Genomic DNA, 17,009 nt, shown 5'->3' on the forward strand with positions numbered 1-17,009 from the left:
TCGGCTGGTTTTTGCTTTCAACCGTAAAAATTTTCGTTAGGCTAGTTAGATACAAAATGCTTCCTTTCTCACAAATCTTAAGAAAACCCAACTCCGCATTTCGCACGGAAAAGATACTCGCTGCCATTGATTTGGGCACAAATTCTTTCCACATCGTTATCGTAAAACTAAGACCGGATGGAACACTTGAATATCTGACCAAAGAAAAAGAATCGGTTCGTTTGGGCAGTGGTAGCAGTGATTATGCGGTGATCCAAGACGATGCAATGGATAGGGGAATTGCTTGCCTCAAACGTTTTCAGTCTTTAGCAGACTCCTATAAAGCCGAAATCCGAGCCGTAGCTACGAGTGCATTGAGAGAAGCCGAGAACCGCCAAGTCTTTCTCGACCGAGCAGAGAAAGAAACCGGGATTAAAATCCAAGTGGTCTCCGGAAACGAGGAAGCAAGGCTAATTTATTTAGGAATTTTACAAGGCCTTCCCGTTTTTGACAAACGTATCCTTCTCATCGACATTGGAGGAGGGAGTACAGAGCTACTGATTGGGGAAAAAGGTGAGATTCTATTTTCTACCAGTTTGAAACTCGGTGCCATTCGACTCACGGAAAAATATCTCAAGAAAGATCCTTTGAACCCCACGGATCTTTTGAAATGTCAAATCCATATTGAATCGGTGTTATCTGCCTTTTTACCCCAAATGGAAACCTGGAAACCCTTTATGGTAGTGGGAAGTTCGGGAACCATATCTTCCGTGGCCTCCATTGTTCTGGAAAAGAAAATGGAAAAAAGGGACAGATTGAACGGAACAGAAATCACAATCGATCAGTTTAAAGAAGCTCGTAAACAAGTCTTAGATGCGGATAGTTTAAAAAAGAGACTTAAAATTCCAGGACTTGATGCCAAAAGAGGGGATATCATTGTGGGAGGAGTTTTGGTTTTGGACGAAGTGTTACAAAGGATCAAAGCCCCTTCCTTTACTGTGAGTGAGTTTGCCCTTCGGGAAGGGATTGTCTACGATACCATCGAATCCTGGTTCCGACATACGGATACATCCTTTCCTCCTCTCGACAATATCCGTGAAAAAGCAATTAAAACCGTTGCCAATCTTTATCCTGCCGGCAAAAGCCATGCTGAAGCTGTTGCAAAAATCACCTTACAAATGTTTGATGATTTGAAAGGCTTACACAACCTGGGAAATTTGGAACGCGATTATCTGGAAACAGCTTGTTATTTACATCAGGTGGGACTTTGTATTTCGCATCATAACTACCACAAACATAGTTATTATATTATCAAAAACTCCGAAGCCATGGTTGGATTTTCCAATGCAGAAATTGAGATCATAGCCCTTCTTGCCCGTTACCATCGAAAGGGAGGCCCAAAGGGAAAACACGAAGAGTTCAAAGCACTTCGTCCCGAAGACCAACTCCTAGTCAAAAAGTTGGCTGCGTTTTTACGAATTGGAGATGGACTTGATCGTTCCGAAAAATCCATCATCCAAAGGCTTGATGCTGTTTATGAAAAGGGAAAGGTTCTCTGTCGTTTGTACCACAAAAAAGGAACAGATCCTAATTTAGAAATTTGGTCTGTTGCTGAGAAAAAAGATCTTTTTGAAGAGACCTTTGGTGTGTTCTTAGAATTTCAAACTTTTACTTTGTGATATCCTCTATGACCATGATGATCCGAACTTTTTGTATTTGTTTTCTTCTCTTTCCTATTTCTATTTGGGCCTTACCAGTAGATCTGACAAAGAACTGGAATGTCAAAAAGGGTTGGTTGGAATCAGAAATTCCCACTGGCAGTGGATGGATATCTTTAGAATCCCTTCCTCTTGTTTCCATCAAATCACAATTGGATTTTCCTCTTGGAGATTTGCAAAAAGTCACAATGGTAAAACCTTTTTTGTTGTCTGAAATTGATTTTAAAGAGACAGAATCTGATGTTTTTGCCTTACACATTCCTTATCTTTCTAATGTGTACAAAGTGTACATAAATGGAGAGATTGTCAATGCAAGGGGAATTGTCGATAACAATCATATCGTCAGAAGTGGTTATAAAAGAAATATCCTTATCAAACTTTCTCGAAATTCATTACGTGTTGGAAAAAACGAAATCCGAGTCCTACTTGCGGCCGAACCTGGTGAGGAGTTAAATTATTATAAAGTATTTAATGATTTTGGGTCATCAATAGATCGTTATACGGTATTACAAAAAATTGAAGATGAATACATTACGTTTATGCTTTTGTTTTTATATTTTTTTGTGGGGATTTATCATGCTTTGTTTTATTGGAAACGACGAAATGAAGAATACAATCTCTACTTTGCATTGTTTGCTGTGTTTTTATCTATTTATATGTATTTTAGGTCACAGGCCATCTACCGTTGGGGTTTGGATCCATTTACTGCAACCAAAATGGAATACTTTATCGTATTTTTAACACCCACATGGTTGTTACTTTTTGTTGATACTTTTTTTCGTAAACGAATCAGTCCTATTACAAAAGGATATTTTGTTTTTAGTCTGACACTCGCTTTCATTCAAATATTTGTGAATCGGGCCAATTCTGTTATGCTTTTGCGGGTTTGGCAGGGATCAGTTTTGGCATTCAGTATTGTTTTGTTTTACATTACGATCAGGGCGATTCTAAAAAATAATAGAGACGCCAAGCGTTTGTTAATTGGTATTTTCTTTTTGATGTTTACTGCTATTTGGGATATTTTGGGTGCCTCTGGAATGATTCCCCTCCAAAATCTTAATTTATCTCGGTTTGGGTTTTTGTTTTTTGTGCTTGGGATTGCTGTTGTTCTTGCGAACCGATTTTTACGGGTTCATAAACAGGTAGAAGAACTAAACGCTAATTTAGAAAGAAAGGTTGTGGAAAGGACAAACGAGTTACAAGAAACTCTCACTCGTGTCCAGGAACTAAAAATCCAACAAGATGGAGATTATTTTTTAACATCACTCCTTCTTGATCCACTGAACGATTCCAAAAAATCGCGTTCAGAAATGATTGGAATCCAATCTTATACAAAACAAAAAAAAGAATTCGAATTCAAAGGAAAAACCAAAGAGATCGGTGGTGACCTCATCATTTGTGATGATATTGTTCTTAATGGTAAAAAATACTTCGTTTTTATCAACGGAGATGCTATGGGCAAATCCATTCAAGGTGCTGGTGGTGCACTTGTGTTAGGTGTTGTTTTTTTATCCTTTATCAAACGCACACAAGTGATTTTGGAAAGCCAATCCAAATCTCCAGAACGATGGATCAAAGAATGTTTTTATGAACTACAAACCATTTTCGAGTCCTTTGACGGGTCTATGCTTGTATCTGTTGTACTTGGGCTTGTTGAAGAAGAAACAGGAGTTCTTTATTATCTCAACGCGGAACATCCTTGGACAGTTTTGTATCGTGATGGTGTAGCTTCCTTTCTCGAAGATGAACTGGAACTGAGAAAGATCGGAACCAAAGGAATGGCGGGAGATGTCAGAGTTAGGGTTTTTGTTTTAGAAAAAGGAGATGTGATCTTTATCGGTTCGGATGGGAGGGATGATTTGATTTTGGAAAGTGGACCTGATGGTTTTCGTGTGATGAACGAAGATGAAACCAAGTTCTTACAAGTAGTGAACGAATCACAAGGTGCGATCGAACAAATTGTACAAAACCTCCAATCGGTGGGAAGTTTTTCAGATGATTTAACGATTCTAAGGTTAGAGTGGATGGGTACGGCAAAAAGAGTAGGGAATATTTCACTTTCTTCTATTGATTCTGATCATTTTGTATATTCAGAACTCCAAGGGGTTTTGGAATCAGGAAATGCAGAAGAAACGTATCGGACTATTGAACGAATGTTAGTAAGTGAAAGTTTGGAAGATGATGTGCGAATCAATCTTCTTAGAGAAAAAGCAAAAATTTCTCTTTTATTGAAACGATATGATTCGGCCGTTGAATCTTTAGAATCTATTTTTCCTTATTTTGTTACTGATAATGAAGTTCTTTTGCAGTTAAGTTATGCTTACAGGAAATCACGAAATATCCGTAAGGCGGTAGATATTGGAGAGAGGCTTCGCGCTCGGGATCCGAAACATATCCGAAATCTAATTAACTTGATAGAATGTTACCGACTCCAAAAAAATGAAGAAAGAGCACGTAAAATTCTCAAACGACTCGGATCGATTGCTCCAGAGAACCTTCAGTATTTGAAACTAAAAGAAAGTTTTGGATAAAGAACACAGCTTTTACCCATCTTAGAAAAAACATCCATAGAAACCATTTCATATAACAGAAATTAATCTTATTTCGTCGATTAGATTATTTCAATTTACGAATGTTTGGTGATACTCTTTTCTTTCCTTAACCACCTTCTTGGCCCCGATCCATAATTTGCTAGTTTATCATTTGGATTTACAAGTCTACATTCTGAGAGAGATAGACATCCACAACCGATACAATGAGTGAGTCCTGACTTAAGCCTCAATAGTTCTTCAATTTTTTGATCGAGTCTTTCTGTCCAGGTTTTGGATAGTTTGGACCAGTCTTGTCCTTTGGGAGTATGACCATGAGGAAGTTTTTCAATTTCTGCGCCGATTTCTTCTAAAGAAAGACCAATCTTTTGAGCAAATACAATAAACGCAATTCTTCGGAGAATTTCTCTCATATAATGTCTTTTGCCGGAACTCGTTCTGATGGAAGTGATGAGCCCACGTTCTTCATAATAACGTAAAGCCGATGCTTTGACTCCACTCCGTTTTGCTACTTGGCTGATACTTAATAAATTTTCCATAATTTGAGTTCCCGGTTTGGTCGGAACAAGTTAAAGTGCACTTTAACTTATGTAGTTATTTTCAGGATCTAAATTTTTTTCTGAAATACGAATTTTTTTTCATCTTTGGGCTTTACTTAAAGTATACTTTAACTTGTAGAATATTCAGTAGGTTTCGTCAAATAATAGAAAAGGAAAATAAATGGATTTTAAATTCTCTCCATATCATATTTTTGTAGTCGGTATTCTCGCTTTTTTACAATTCACAGTCGTTCTTGATTTTATGATCCTTTCTCCTCTGGGAGTTTTGGTTATGGAGGAATTACAAATCTCAACTCAACAGTTTGGATTTGTCGTTTCTGCCTATGCATTTAGTGCAGGAATCACAGGTATCTTTGCTGCTGGTTTTGCAGATCGTTTTGATCGTAAAAAGATGTTATTATTTTTCTACATAGGATTTGTTCTAGCAACCTTTCTATGTGGAATTGCCACTAATTATTTCTTTTTACTGAGTGCTCGAATCTTAACTGGTATTTTTGCAGGTGTTCTCTCTTCGATATCATTTGCTATTGTTGCAGACTTGTTTCCTTTGCAGGTAAGAGGTAGGGTCATGGGATTTATCATGACAGCCTTTGCAGCAAGTCAAGTTTTTGGACTTCCTATTGGTATTTACATTTCCAATCTATGGGGATGGCAATCTTCATTTTTGATGATTGCAGGGATCAGTGGACTTGTTGGATTTGTTATTTTCTTTTATTTGAAACCTGTCACAACGCACCTTGATAATCAAATAGAAAGACATGCCTTTTTGCATTTAATTAAAACATTAGTAGAACCCAAATACGTTCCCGCTTTTATAGCAACCACCTTACTTGCTACAGGTGGGTTTATGCTAATGCCTTTTGGTTCTGCATTTTCTGTTCATAACCTTGGGGTCAGTTTAAAAGATCTACCTTTGGTTTATATGATTACAGGAATTGTGTCCATATTCGGTGGACCAATTGTCGGTAGGTTGAGTGACTGGGTTGGTAAATACAAAATGTTTGTGATTGCCTCTGTCCTTGCGTCGATCGTTATCATTTACTACACAAGGATGGGAGTTACTCCCTTACCAATTGTTATTTTTGTGAACTCGATTCTTTTTGTTTTTGTTTCTGCCCGAATGATTTCTGCTAGTGCTTTGAACTCTGCCGTTCCCGACTTACACGATAGAGGTGCTTTTATGGCAATCAGTTCTTCCATCCAGCAGATATCTGGAGGAATTGCGGCATCGGTTGCAGGACTCATTGTTGTCCAAACTTCTAGCGGTTATATGGAAAGGTATGATATTTTAGGTTATGTGGTTGCGGGAGCGATTCTCATTACTATCGTCCTTATGTATAATGTAAACAAAATAGTCCATAGCAAACATTCGAAATGAAAGATTGTTTAGAGAATTTTAAGCTGATGGGCGGTGTATGATAGTTCGCCGTCTTTTTGAATCCCTGAATCGGGTAGAGAAGTCCACATAAAACGTAAAACTCTAAAATCACGGTGGGAAAATAAAACTTCCCTCCGTGATTTTGTAAACTTTTTATTTTTTCGCTAACTCATTCGCTAGATCAACTAACAGGCGCACACCATAACCCGTTGGCCCGCTAAATTGGGTTCCTGATTTTTTCTTTCTCCAAGCAGCACCAGCGATATCAATATGGGCCCAGTTGATGGACTCATCCACAAACTTAGAAAGGAAAATTCCAGCAGAGATCGTTCCTGCCCCTTTTCCACCACCAGTGATATTTTTGAGATCAGCAATGTCCGATTTTAAATCCTCACCATACTCTTCCCAAAGAGGGAGTTCCCAAACGCGGTCATCAGAAGCATCAGATGCCTTAAACAAAGCGTCGCGTAACGGATCTGAATTGGTAAGAATCGCTGCGGCTTCATGTCCCAGAGCAATGATCACAGCTCCTGTGAGTGTTGCCAAATCCACCATATAATCTGGTTTGTAGTTTTTGGAAACATAAGATAACACATCACCTAAAACAAGTCTACCTTCCGCATCAGTGTTTTGCACTTCTACAGTGGTTCCATTATAAGCTGTATAAACATCACCAGGTTTGATTGCTTTACCGTCTGGCATATTTTCTGCAACACCAATCGCAGCAATGATATGGATCGGAAGTTCAAGTGCGGCAATGGCACCAATCGCGTGTATGGTGGCAGCTGCCCCACACATATCATATTTCATTTCGTGCATTTCACCGGGAGGTTTGAGAGAAATCCCGCCTGTATCAAAAGTTAATCCTTTACCAACAATCGCAAATTTCTTTTTTGCTTTGGTTGGTTTGTATTCCAAAATCACCATTTTGCCATTGAGTTCTGAACCTCTGGCAACTGCTAAAATCCCACCGAGGCCTTCTTTTTTTAATTGTGGTTCGTCCCAAACTTTTACAGATAATTTATACTCTTTGGCAATTTCTTTAGATCGAGAAACAAAATCATCAGGAGTGAAGTAGTTGGCAGGTAAATGAGCAATGTGACGAGCACCATTTACATGTTTGGCGACAATTTTACTTTTGGAAAGTCCAGATTCGGCTAAACTTGATACAGATTTATCTTCGAATTTTAGATAAACTGCACCAACTTTCTTTTTTTCTTTTTTCTTAGTTTGTAAAACGGATACTGGGTAACTTCCGATAAAAAGTGTATTTGCAATTTGGTAAGCGATGCGGTCTGCAGAGAATTTTTTTGAAAGCGACTTCGAAATGATAATCTCAAGACCCATTCCATCATAACTTAAGATTTTTTCGCCGTATTTGAAAAAGTGAGAAATGAACTTTCTGAAGTTTAATTTCTCCTTTTCACCTAATCCTAGATAAATGGTCTGTTCTGATTCATCTCGAAATTCTTTTCCGAGTTCCCCTGAAAAAACTTTTGTTTCTATTTGGACTGGGAATTTTTTCCCAAGTTCTTCTTTCACATCTTCCCCAAAGATAGGGATCAGTTTATAATAAGAGCCAGATTTTGGTGAACCGATTTGGATTTGTAGTGGAGAGACTTCTATTTTCATTTCCCTTGGATTTCCTGAATGTCTTTGATGATTTCTTCAACGTGTCCTTTTACCTTCACGCTGTCATAGATTTTTTTGATTTTGAGCGAACTGTCCAAAAGAAAGGTGGATCTTACGATTCCCATTCCTCGTCTTCCCATAAATACCTTCTCTCTCCAAACCCCGTAGGCTTCACAGATCTCTCCCGATTCGTCAGAGATCAGGTCAAAATTGAGTTCTTGTTTTTCAATGAATTTAGTATGGGACTTGGGATTGTCTTTGGAGATTCCCACTACATTATAACCGAACTTTTTCAAACGGACAAAATTGTCTCGGAAGTCACAAGCTTCTGTCGTACATCCTGGTGTCATGTCTCTAGGATAAAAATAGACCACGACTCCATTTTTTCCTGTTAGGTCTGCGAGTTTTACTTTTTCTCCATTCTGGTTGATACTTGTAAAATTGGGGGCTTTTTTCCCTACTTCCAACATAAATTTCTCTCCTCGTAAATGCATTGTTTTAGACAATTTTCAGTTGTCAATTTCGGAATTTGGTTCGATACTCATTGTATGGACTCCAAGGAAAGAGCATCACTGATTCGCGAAGCAAATACTGCCTTCAACGCGGGTGATATTCGGAAAGCTCGTGAACTCTTCCTGAAAACCGATTACAAAGATGGGCTCATTCGTTTGGGTGACCATTTTATGTACGATCGGAAACTTCCTATGCTCGCCTTCGGATACTACAAAAAGGCAGGCCGGCAGGACAAAGTGGACGAAATTTTCCAACGTATGGTCTATGCACTTTCTGTTTGGCTCGGTCGTGACAAATGGAAATCCCCCGCAGCTGCAAACCAAATGGACACCAAAGGATCTACCGACTCTCGTCCATTAAATCCCGATGATTTTGTCGTTCATCCTATCCTAAAAGCCAAAGCTTTAGAGATACTTTCTTCTAAACGATAACCCTTTCTCATCGTCTAAGGAATAAACATGATAGACAGTTTTACCTTACAAGCTCTTGTGATATCCACACTCATATTATTTTCGATTCTTTCGAGTAAACTATTCTTTCGTTTTGGATTTCCTATATTACTCATTTTCTTAACCTTTGGAATGTTAGCTGGGGCTGACGGTCCAGGTGGAATTGATTTCAGTGATTATAGTTTGGCTCAATCCATTGGTATTTTTGCATTAATTTATATTTTATTTCTAGGTGGTCTTGAAAGCGAGTGGGATAGTCTTAAAAACTTTTTATCCGTAGGAATTCGATTATCCATTATCGGAACCATTCTTACAGCTCTTATCTTAGGTGTTGTTATTCATTTATTATTTCCTGTTCTCGGGTATATGGAATCCTTTTTGTTGGGATCCATTGTGAGTGCCACCGATGCTGCTTCTGTATTTAATATTTTCAAAACGGACTCTTCTGACCTTCCCGTACATCTTCGAAAAATTATAGAGTTTGAATCCGGATCGAATGATGCAGTGGGTGTACTTCTCACAACCATTTTTATGAATCTAATCTCAGCTGATGCAAGTTTTAGTGGATTTCAGTTTTTTCGATTCTTTGTGATGCAAGTTCTTGTGGGATCTATGATGGGATATAGTTTGGGTATCCTCATTCTTTATTTAATGAACTCCGTGAAACTAGGTTATGATGGTCTCTATTTAGTTTTTATCACAGCTTCGGTTCCCTTTATTTATGCCACGACTACTGTCTTTCAAGGGAATGGATTTTTGGCAGTGTATATCGCTGGTATCATCGTTGGAAGAAACAAATTCATTCATAAAAAGTCCATATTTCGTTTTCTAAATGGTTATGTTTGGATTTTGCAAATTGGTATGTTCCTATGTTTTGGGTTACTCGTATATCCCACTCGTATGGCGAATATTTGGGTACCTGGACTTCTCATTGGGGTATTACTCATTCTTTTAGCAAGACCATTGGCTGTGTTTATTTCCTTATTCAAAGTAAACTTACCGATCAAAGAAAAATTATTTATCTCTTGGGTGGGACTTCGTGGTGCTTCGCCAATCATTTTGGCAACGTTTCCGATTGCTCAAGGTCTTGTTTGGGGAGATTTACTTTTTCATATTGTTTTCTTTGTGGTCCTTGTTTCCCTCCTTGTCCAAGGTTCCCTCATCCCTCGGGTGGCGCAGTGGTTAGGAATATTAAAAAAAGATCCAGACCGTAAAATTTATCATCCTACTGATTTTGATAACATTGAGTTCCCAGGGATGACCTTACAAGAGTTAATAGTTCCATACAACTCGACTGTGGTGGAAAAAGCCTTGTTTGAAATCAAACTGCCGGAACAGTCTCATATCTTACTCATTGCCCGAGGGGAACAGTATTTGATTCCATCTGGCAACACACAAGTGAAAGGTGGGGATGTGGTTTGGGTTTTGGCAAAAGATGATGTGATGCCTATCATTGGCAAAACATTTATGTCTATTGCTTAGTGATTGTTCTTTAACAAAATATATTTTTAAAAACAGTTTTCGAACTTAAAACAAAACTAATCCTTTAGTTTTGTTTTAAGTTTTTGGTTTCTATCATCTTTTTATCCAACCGGAATAGATAATAGACAGGAAGTGCGATGAGAGTGATCATGAGTCCCCAAGAAGCAGTGATTGGTTTTTCAATGAAGAGGATGGCCATCACAGCAATATTTGCTAAAATATAAAGTATGATCGGCAATGGGTAAAAGGGGATTTTGTAATCCGACTTCATCCCCATTTTTTCAAAGCGAAAGGGAGTGATTGCTGTCAGGCATGACAAAATAAGGATCGAACAAGTGATCATATATAAAAGAGCTTCAATTTCTTTTACAAACAAAAAGAGAATTGCGACAAAAGCCTGAAAAAAAATGGAAACATAAGGACTGTGCCATTTGGGATGGATTTTCGAAAATGAAGGTAAAAACACTCCATCTCTTGCCATTGCAAAATAAACACGACTTCCTCCAATGAGAATGGCTGACATGGATCCGAGAATCACCCAAGCAATAAAACTAGTAGTGAGAATTGAGTAGTTAACTCCAAATAACTTCTGGAAGGCGATGGCTCCAATTCCATCTTGACCACTTAAGTCTTCGATTGGAGCAGAAATCACAAAAAGTAAATTGATGGCAAAATAAAGTCCTGCCACAAGGAAACAGGCAGTGATGGCAGAACGAACAATTGTTTTTTCGGGATTTTTGACTTCTTCGGCAATATAAGTGATCATATTCCATCCCAAATAAGAGAAGGATACGGGAACAATCCCAATCAAAACTTTAGAGTAAAATGAAAGATCCATTAGATCAGGAAGAGGAGTGTTAAACAAATAAGACCAATTGGTATTTCCAATAGAAAACCCAAGTGTCAAAAAAAGAAGTAATCCTGTAATTTTTAAAACAGCAAAAACATTTTGTACACGAACGGCCGATTTGATTCCAAAGTAATTGAGACCACTAAAAAAGAGAATGGGTAAAACACCGATAAAAGTGATGGAACTGATTTGTAAATCGAGTCCTAATAGAGTGTAGGTGGGAGATTCCCAAACAGGAAGACCTGGAAATAAAATTTGAATGTATTTCCCAAAAGCGAGAGCAAGCACAGATACACAGGCAGAGAAATTAGTGAGTAGAGAAGACCACCCACTCATAAAAGCAATGGCAGGAGAATAAGCGACTTTTAAGTAAACATAATCACCACCGGCAAAAGGAAGAAGTCGCGCTGCATAAGCATAGGTAATGGAACCTGAGAGGGCTAGAATTCCGCCAACGATCCAACAGAGGAGGACAATCCAAAGATTTCCAGTTTCTTTGATTAAATAACCTGATGTGAAAAAAATTCCCGACCCCACCATGGAGGAGAAAAGAACGGAAATGGAATCAAAAGTATTAAGGGAACGTTTTAATTCCAATTAACCGCCGAGGAGTCTTTTCACCATTGTTTCAGAAATTGGTTTCATAGAAGAAGCAGTCAAAGTTCCGATTTTACCTTTGAATTCTTCTGGGCTTAACATCATTCCAAGAGAAAAGATATTTTCGCTTTCCACTTCCTTTTTCTTAAGTTCAGCAAGAAGGCTAGAAATGTTTCCTTTGCTGTTTTCTAAAATTTCTGGTTTGGTAAATTTTCCTTCACCTAACTCTGGGAATAGTGGCTCTCCTTCAAACAGAAGTTCTTTGAGTTTGTCTTCTTCTTGAGAAGTATCTTCCAAAAGCCCAATCCGAGATTGTTCCTTCGAAAGTTGTTTTTGCAATTCCGTGAGTCGTGATTGGATATTATGGTACTGAACGGGAAGGCTGACAACAAAGTCGGATTTTTCTTCTGACTTTTGTACAGTAACTCCCGATTTTCCAGAGACATCTTTGGAATCCTTTTTGTCCTGGATTAATTTTTCAGCTAAGTTGAGGAGACGATTGAGACGAACATCCATGTCCTACCTTCCTTGGTAAAGGCCTTATGTCTCGGCGGTGCCTGGGCATAAATCCTATGACTACCTGTCTAATTTTCGGTGATCCTATACAAGAAAAATAAACTTTTTCTAAAAAAAGTAAAGAATTATTAAAGTTGACTGGGGTTTTTGTAAGGTTTTGCTTGTGGGAGTTTATGGAAAGAAACCAATTTCTTCTCTTTCTCTCCTTTTTGTTCTCCACCATTGCCACAATTCTTGGAATTGCCATCTTGGTATCGGGGTCGAGCCTTGCCCGTTTCTCTAGCGGAACTGGTGGTGGTCTGTTTCAGGCCAGTGAAATCGGTGCTGTCGTCATACCGATCGTAGGTGAGATTCACTCGGGTGAGTCTACTTTTGACTCTACTGGTGCTGATACCGTTTTACGCCAATTACGCGAGCTGGAAGAGGATGGTAATGTAAAGGGGATCTTACTTGAGATCAATTCACCCGGCGGAACCGTAGCCGCTTCTCAGGAAATTTTTAACGAACTCCTTCATTTACGTAAAACCAAAAAGATTGTGGTGAGTATGAAGGATGTGGCTGCTTCCGGTGGGTATTATATTGCCGCCGCTTCGGATTATATCTTTGCCCAGAATGGAACCATTACTGGTTCGATTGGGGTGATTTCTTTTGCACCTAACGTCAAAGGACTTCTTGACCGGTATGGAGTGGGGGTTCGCACTTACAAGGCCGGAAAATACAAAGATATGTATTCTCCATTTCGTGACTCCACAAATGAAGAAGACGATATGATCGGCAAACAGTTGCAAGACACCTATCGTAAGTTTGTGGAAGATGTAGCCAAAGGAAGAAACAAAACTGTTAAATCTATCGAAGAGTTAGCAGAAGGAAAAATTTATTCTGGAGAAGATGCATTCCGTAATAAACTCGTGGATGACATTGGAGGCAGAAGAGAAGCGCATAAAAAACTTTCTGAACTTTGTCAGTATGATGGACTCATTCCACTCTTTGAACAGGAGATCTCTCCTTTCGATCGATTTTTGCAATCTTTGGGTGTGAGTTTTTTAGGTGATAACAGCCATGTATCCAAAATCAAGTCTCTCATCCAATCTCAAGTTTTGGTCATCTTACCAACCGCTCTTGGGAAACTCATGTTATGAGAGATTTTTTCTTTGATTTAGTTGATGTATTGGAATTAGTTTTTTTGGATCCACTTCGGTATTCGGAGGAGATCCAAGAGATTCCATTTGCGGTTAGTCCTGTATCCAGTTGGATGTTCTCTATTCTTTCCGCCTTATCTTTGTCAGTGGGAATGAGTATTCTTTCAGCACCATATACGATTTCGACATTATCATTTTTGTTATTTGGTTTTATTGCCAATTTGTTTATGTTTCGATTTTTTCCTTTTTTCTTTTCTTTAGTGGCTGATTACTACGTACAAAAAAAAGGAAGATCGCAAAAACTTTTGTTTTTGTTACTTTTTGCAAGGCATTCGGTGGTATTGTTTTTGTTATTTGCTCCTGTTTGTATTGTGTTTCATGCGATTGGCCTTTCGGGGCTTGGGTCTGGATTTTTTTTACTTCTTAGTTTTATTGTATTATATTGTTTAACGGTCTCTCGTGGACTTAAATCAATCTACGAACTACGGAATCGTGATGCGCTAAGGTTTTCCTTTTATGCACTTGGACTTACAATTCTCTTTCCTTTCCTTATGAATTTATATACAGCAACCAGTATATTTCAGTCGATTTCAGGCGGGTTTTAGTTGAATATACTCATCACAAATGACGACGGAATTTCTTCCGCCGGAATTAAGGCTTTGGAACGTGTTCTAGGAAAATCGTATAATACTTATCTCATTGCACCTCTAAAAGAACGCTCTGTAACCTCTATGGCTCTTACCGTTTTTCAGGGAATGCGAGTGGAACGTATCAACGATAATCATTATATTGCAGATGGGTTTCCTGCCGATTGTGTGAACATTGGTTTGTATGCTGAGATCTTCCCCAGAATTGATTTTGTGATCTCAGGAATCAATCGTGGTGTGAATATGGGGTATGATGTCCATTATTCAGGAACAGTCGGTGCCGCCAAACACGGAGCCTTACATGGAATTCCATCGCTCGCGGTAAGTTCAGGTCGCATTGATCCAGATGATGGTTATACAAAGGAATCAGAACTTGTTTTATCATTTTTAGAAAAATACAAATCGCAGATTCAGTCTGGTGAAGTTTGGAATTTAAACTTCCCTCCCGAAATTTCTGGATCAGGAACATTAAACGAAATTGTATTTACGAGACTTGGTCGCAGACGTTATTCCGAAAAGTACGAAAAAAAACAAATCATTGAAGGTGTCAGCGAATTTCAGTTAAACGGAAGTTTGCTCGGCCACGATGAGGAAACAGGAACAGACTTTGAAGCATACTACCAAGGAAAACTTCCTGTCACACCCATCCAATTGGATCTAACGGAAAAACTCCGACTGAAAGAATTACAATCTAAGTAGGGACAATGGCGGAAGAAACAGACTACCTCGCTTACATGAACAAAGGCAATTATGCCATGGCACTGAATCTTTTAGACCAGGCCTTACTCCAAAATCCAGAAGACCCCATTCTTTTGTATAATTTTGCTTTGTGTTGTTTTCAGACCAAAAATTTTAAAAAATCAATTCAGGTTTTGGATCGAATCTTAAGTGAATACCCAGGATTCATTGAACTAGACAATGTTTACAGGCTCAAAGTATTTGCTCTTGTGGAATTAAAGGATTGGGAAACGGCTGAATCTATCATCAAAGAACGATTACAAGTAGCAGTGGATGATCCGAAGTTACTTTCTTTTTTGGCCCATGTCTATGAATACACTCACCGGTTGGAAGAGGCCATTGAAATTCACCGGCGGATTTTAAGACATACTCCTGATTACAAAAACAGTTTGAACTCCCTTGGTTACCTTTTGGCACTGAAGAAAAAAATTAGTGCCGAGGAACGTTCGGAAGCGATTCGGTCTTTGAAAAAAGCATTGGAGTTAGATCCAAATAATCCTGCTTATTTGGATTCCTTTGGTTATTTTTTACAGTCCATTGGCAAACCAGAAGAGGCATGGAAGGCTTACCGCAAAGCCTTGCAAAAGAACCCGAACCACCCTGTCCTCCTCGAAAGACTCAAGAACCTAAAGAAATAAATCTCCCTTTTGTTGACACAGTCCCTCAACCAAAAACACTGGTGATTCAGGACTTTCTCGGGATGTAGCGCAGTGGTAGCGCATCTGTTTTGGGTACAGAGGGTCGCAGGTTCAAATCCTGTCATCCCGAATCAGTTGGTTCTATCTGACCCGGTAGCTCAGCTGGATAGAGCAACTGCCTTCTAAGCAGTTGGTCGGGGGTTCGAATCCCTCTCGGGTCGATGATTGTTCTAGAAACGGTGGATGTAGTTCAGCGGTAGAGCCCCGGTTTGTGGTACCGGTCGTCGCGGGTTCGAATCCCGTCATCCACCCACTTAAAATCGCCGTCGGCGATTTCATAATCCAAATAACTTATATAAGAAACCAACAGATTGGGATTCGAACGATTTTGCGATAGAGTTCGAGTAGCAAATTTGGCAAGATACCTTGCCTAATTTGCGTTAAGCGAGAACGACCGAGCACAAGGAAGTGCGAGGGCTCGCAAAAGACCGCCTGGAACGAGTTCGACCTGGAGGGGAGAACCGTGTAAGGCGAACTCCCGTCATTGTTAATTTCCCTTTCTGCGAATATACTTACTTAGAAATGGCACAGACGCCTCGCGTTCGCCTGGCCCTCCGTGGCCAGAGCTTCCGCCCGCATCCATCCTTGGATGCTTTTCTGCGTCTGTGCCATTTCTAAGTAAGAACTCGAATTCATTGGGAAATTTGGTACAAGTGAAAAGTTATTTAAGACTAAAGTAGATTGGGATTCATTCGATTTTCGGGTGGGTATATCGGAAGCGAGTTTTACAGAATATAGCAATACTCAATCAAATGAGTTCGAGTAGTAAATTCGGAAAGACTGATTTTACTTTTATCTCTGATTAGTTTTTGAAAATTATGATGATTATTTAGTATATTAGATAAATTGAATTTATTTAAATGGATAGTAGAAAACCTATCGAGGGAGAAACTATTTGTAAGTTCAGAAATTTATCATTTTTAAATTTGCTTAACTTTTAAGAGAATGTTCTATTTTCGACTAAGGTTTGTTTAGTTTTTGATCAAATTACATGCTAACGTTGGTTAAAAAAATAGTTTTTTTCTTTACATAATGAGAAATTAATTTCCAATTTCATTCGTTTTTGACGAAACAAATTTACTCATTCAAAAAAGGTAAAAAATTTATGTCATTCCAAGATTCGATCAAAGTTTGTTTACAAAAGTATGCCGAATTTAGTGGCAAAGCGAAACGACCTGAGTTCTGGTGGTGGGTTCTCGCATGTATTATCATCAGTTTTGCACTGAATATGATCCTTCCTATCATAGGAGGAATATTCTCTTTAGCAATCTTACTACCGAGTTTGAGTGTGGGTTCAAGACGATTGCATGATGTAGGAATGAGTGGTTGGTGGCAATTGATTGGACTGACTGGAATTGGAGTTCTGGTGCTTATCTTCTTTTGGGCTCAAAAAGGAAAAGCTTAGAAACCAAGCCTAAGATCAAATTTTCCTTTAGGCGTTAGGGAGACGTAGGGCTTGGTCACCTGTCATTGTTAAATGACGGGTGACGGGAGCGTTTAGCGCACCCCGAAGTGGCCCGACCCTTTTTTGATTTGATTTCTGTAAAAGAAAGATTGGGGAACG

15 protein-coding genes and 3 tRNA genes are annotated in these 17,009 nt (G+C 38.9%); 13 read left to right on the forward strand and 5 right to left on the reverse strand.

What is annotated here, in order from left to right; translation table 11 throughout:
- Positions 1 to 56 precede the first annotated feature (56 nt).
- Together CH361_RS04830 and CH361_RS04835 are read left to right on the forward strand one after the other, a co-directional pair.
- A complete protein-coding gene (locus CH361_RS04830) occupies positions 57 to 1,658 on the forward strand; it encodes a Ppx/GppA phosphatase family protein (RefSeq protein ID WP_100789700.1) in 1,602 nt (533 codons plus the stop codon).
- 14 nt (positions 1,659 to 1,672) lie between these two features.
- Entirely contained in the window at positions 1,673 to 4,228 is a 2,556-nt protein-coding gene (locus CH361_RS04835; protein ID WP_425268665.1) for a SpoIIE family protein phosphatase, read from the forward strand.
- Between the two features lie 95 nt (positions 4,229 to 4,323).
- Here CH361_RS04835 and soxR read toward each other — a convergent pair whose 3' ends face one another.
- Positions 4,324 to 4,785 carry a redox-sensitive transcriptional activator SoxR gene (soxR, locus tag CH361_RS04840; protein WP_100789702.1) on the reverse strand — a complete coding sequence of 154 codons (462 nt, stop codon included), beginning with the start codon at positions 4,783 to 4,785 and terminating at the stop codon, positions 4,324 to 4,326.
- A 181-nt stretch (positions 4,786 to 4,966) separates the two neighbouring features.
- Between soxR and CH361_RS04845 the strand changes: the two genes are divergently transcribed.
- Positions 4,967 to 6,184, forward strand: coding sequence for an MFS transporter (locus CH361_RS04845; RefSeq protein ID WP_100789703.1), 1,218 nt, complete (start codon positions 4,967 to 4,969; stop codon positions 6,182 to 6,184).
- Between the two features lie 153 nt (positions 6,185 to 6,337).
- Here CH361_RS04845 and CH361_RS04850 read toward each other — a convergent pair whose 3' ends face one another.
- Positions 6,338 to 7,816: a leucyl aminopeptidase gene (locus tag CH361_RS04850; protein ID WP_100789704.1), complete on the reverse strand. Its 1,479-nt coding sequence runs from the start codon at positions 7,814 to 7,816 to the stop codon at positions 6,338 to 6,340.
- Positions 7,813 to 8,286 (reverse strand): thioredoxin-dependent thiol peroxidase, encoded by a 474-nt coding sequence (gene bcp / locus CH361_RS04855; RefSeq protein ID WP_100789705.1) that lies wholly within the window; start codon positions 8,284 to 8,286, stop codon positions 7,813 to 7,815. Before bcp ends, CH361_RS04850 begins: the two co-directional genes overlap by 4 nt.
- A 78-nt stretch (positions 8,287 to 8,364) precedes the next feature.
- On the opposite strand from bcp, the gene CH361_RS04860 reads away from it, so the two are divergent.
- Both CH361_RS04860 and CH361_RS04865 read left to right on the forward strand, forming a co-directional pair.
- A complete protein-coding gene (locus tag CH361_RS04860) occupies positions 8,365 to 8,760 on the forward strand; it encodes a hypothetical protein (RefSeq protein ID WP_100789706.1) in 396 nt (131 codons plus the stop codon).
- Positions 8,761 to 8,787: 27 nt separating this feature from the next.
- Positions 8,788 to 10,260 (forward strand): potassium/proton antiporter, encoded by a 1,473-nt coding sequence (locus tag CH361_RS04865; RefSeq protein WP_100789707.1) that lies wholly within the window; start codon positions 8,788 to 8,790, stop codon positions 10,258 to 10,260.
- Between the two features lie 64 nt (positions 10,261 to 10,324).
- Here the strand turns inward: CH361_RS04865 and CH361_RS04870 are convergent, their stop codons facing one another.
- Complete coding sequence (locus CH361_RS04870; protein ID WP_100789708.1) at positions 10,325 to 11,707, reverse strand: APC family permease; 1,383 nt, start codon at positions 11,705 to 11,707, stop codon at positions 10,325 to 10,327.
- Positions 11,708 to 12,223 (reverse strand): LIC10415 family protein, encoded by a 516-nt coding sequence (locus CH361_RS04875; RefSeq protein ID WP_100789709.1) that lies wholly within the window; start codon positions 12,221 to 12,223, stop codon positions 11,708 to 11,710.
- A gap of 173 nt (positions 12,224 to 12,396) precedes the next feature.
- Here CH361_RS04875 and sppA point away from each other — a divergent pair, with 173 nt between their 5' ends.
- From sppA to CH361_RS04915, 8 genes are all read left to right on the forward strand, one after another.
- Entirely contained in the window at positions 12,397 to 13,362 is a 966-nt protein-coding gene (gene sppA, locus CH361_RS04880; protein WP_100789710.1) for a signal peptide peptidase SppA, read from the forward strand.
- Positions 13,359 to 13,967 carry a hypothetical protein gene (locus CH361_RS04885; protein WP_100789711.1) on the forward strand — a complete coding sequence of 203 codons (609 nt, stop codon included), beginning with the start codon at positions 13,359 to 13,361 and terminating at the stop codon, positions 13,965 to 13,967. Before sppA ends, CH361_RS04885 begins: the two co-directional genes overlap by 4 nt.
- A complete protein-coding gene (gene surE / locus CH361_RS04890) occupies positions 13,968 to 14,708 on the forward strand; it encodes a 5'/3'-nucleotidase SurE (RefSeq protein WP_100789712.1) in 741 nt (246 codons plus the stop codon).
- A gap of 5 nt (positions 14,709 to 14,713) precedes the next feature.
- Positions 14,714 to 15,385 (forward strand): tetratricopeptide repeat protein, encoded by a 672-nt coding sequence (locus CH361_RS04895; RefSeq protein ID WP_100789713.1) that lies wholly within the window; start codon positions 14,714 to 14,716, stop codon positions 15,383 to 15,385.
- Positions 15,386 to 15,443: 58 nt separating this feature from the next.
- Positions 15,444 to 15,515: transfer RNA gene (locus CH361_RS04900), tRNA-Pro, on the forward strand.
- 17 nt (positions 15,516 to 15,532) lie between these two features.
- Positions 15,533 to 15,606, forward strand: a tRNA-Arg gene (locus CH361_RS04905).
- Positions 15,607 to 15,624: 18 nt separating this feature from the next.
- Positions 15,625 to 15,696 (forward strand) — tRNA-His (locus tag CH361_RS04910).
- An 854-nt stretch (positions 15,697 to 16,550) separates the two neighbouring features.
- On the forward strand, positions 16,551 to 16,850 hold the full coding sequence (locus CH361_RS04915) for a DUF805 domain-containing protein (RefSeq protein ID WP_100789714.1): 300 nt from the start codon (positions 16,551 to 16,553) through the stop codon (positions 16,848 to 16,850).
- Positions 16,851 to 17,009 lie beyond the last annotated feature (159 nt).

This window comes from Leptospira brenneri (assembly GCF_002812125.1).
Classification (GTDB): Bacteria; Spirochaetota; Leptospiria; order Leptospirales; family Leptospiraceae; genus Leptospira_A; species Leptospira_A brenneri.

Excerpts from the sequence above, each read along its gene's own strand:
- CH361_RS04830 (WP_100789700.1), top strand. The coding sequence starts at position 57 with ATGCTTCCTTTCTCACAAATCTTAAGAAAACCCAACTCCGCATTTCGC.
- CH361_RS04835 (WP_425268665.1), top strand. The coding sequence starts at position 1,673 with ATGATGATCCGAACTTTTTGTATTTGTTTTCTTCTCTTTCCTATTTCT.
- soxR (WP_100789702.1), bottom strand. The coding sequence starts at position 4,785 with ATGGAAAATTTATTAAGTATCAGCCAAGTAGCAAAACGGAGTGGAGTC.
- CH361_RS04845 (WP_100789703.1), top strand. The coding sequence starts at position 4,967 with ATGGATTTTAAATTCTCTCCATATCATATTTTTGTAGTCGGTATTCTC.
- CH361_RS04850 (WP_100789704.1), bottom strand. The coding sequence starts at position 7,816 with ATGAAAATAGAAGTCTCTCCACTACAAATCCAAATCGGTTCACCAAAA.
- bcp (WP_100789705.1), bottom strand. The coding sequence starts at position 8,286 with ATGTTGGAAGTAGGGAAAAAAGCCCCCAATTTTACAAGTATCAACCAG.
- CH361_RS04860 (WP_100789706.1), top strand. The coding sequence starts at position 8,365 with ATGGACTCCAAGGAAAGAGCATCACTGATTCGCGAAGCAAATACTGCC.
- CH361_RS04865 (WP_100789707.1), top strand. The coding sequence starts at position 8,788 with ATGATAGACAGTTTTACCTTACAAGCTCTTGTGATATCCACACTCATA.
- CH361_RS04875 (WP_100789709.1), bottom strand. The coding sequence starts at position 12,223 with ATGGATGTTCGTCTCAATCGTCTCCTCAACTTAGCTGAAAAATTAATC.
- sppA (WP_100789710.1), top strand. The coding sequence starts at position 12,397 with ATGGAAAGAAACCAATTTCTTCTCTTTCTCTCCTTTTTGTTCTCCACC.
- CH361_RS04885 (WP_100789711.1), top strand. The coding sequence starts at position 13,359 with ATGAGAGATTTTTTCTTTGATTTAGTTGATGTATTGGAATTAGTTTTT.
- CH361_RS04895 (WP_100789713.1), top strand. The coding sequence starts at position 14,714 with ATGGCGGAAGAAACAGACTACCTCGCTTACATGAACAAAGGCAATTAT.
- CH361_RS04915 (WP_100789714.1), top strand. The coding sequence starts at position 16,551 with ATGTCATTCCAAGATTCGATCAAAGTTTGTTTACAAAAGTATGCCGAA.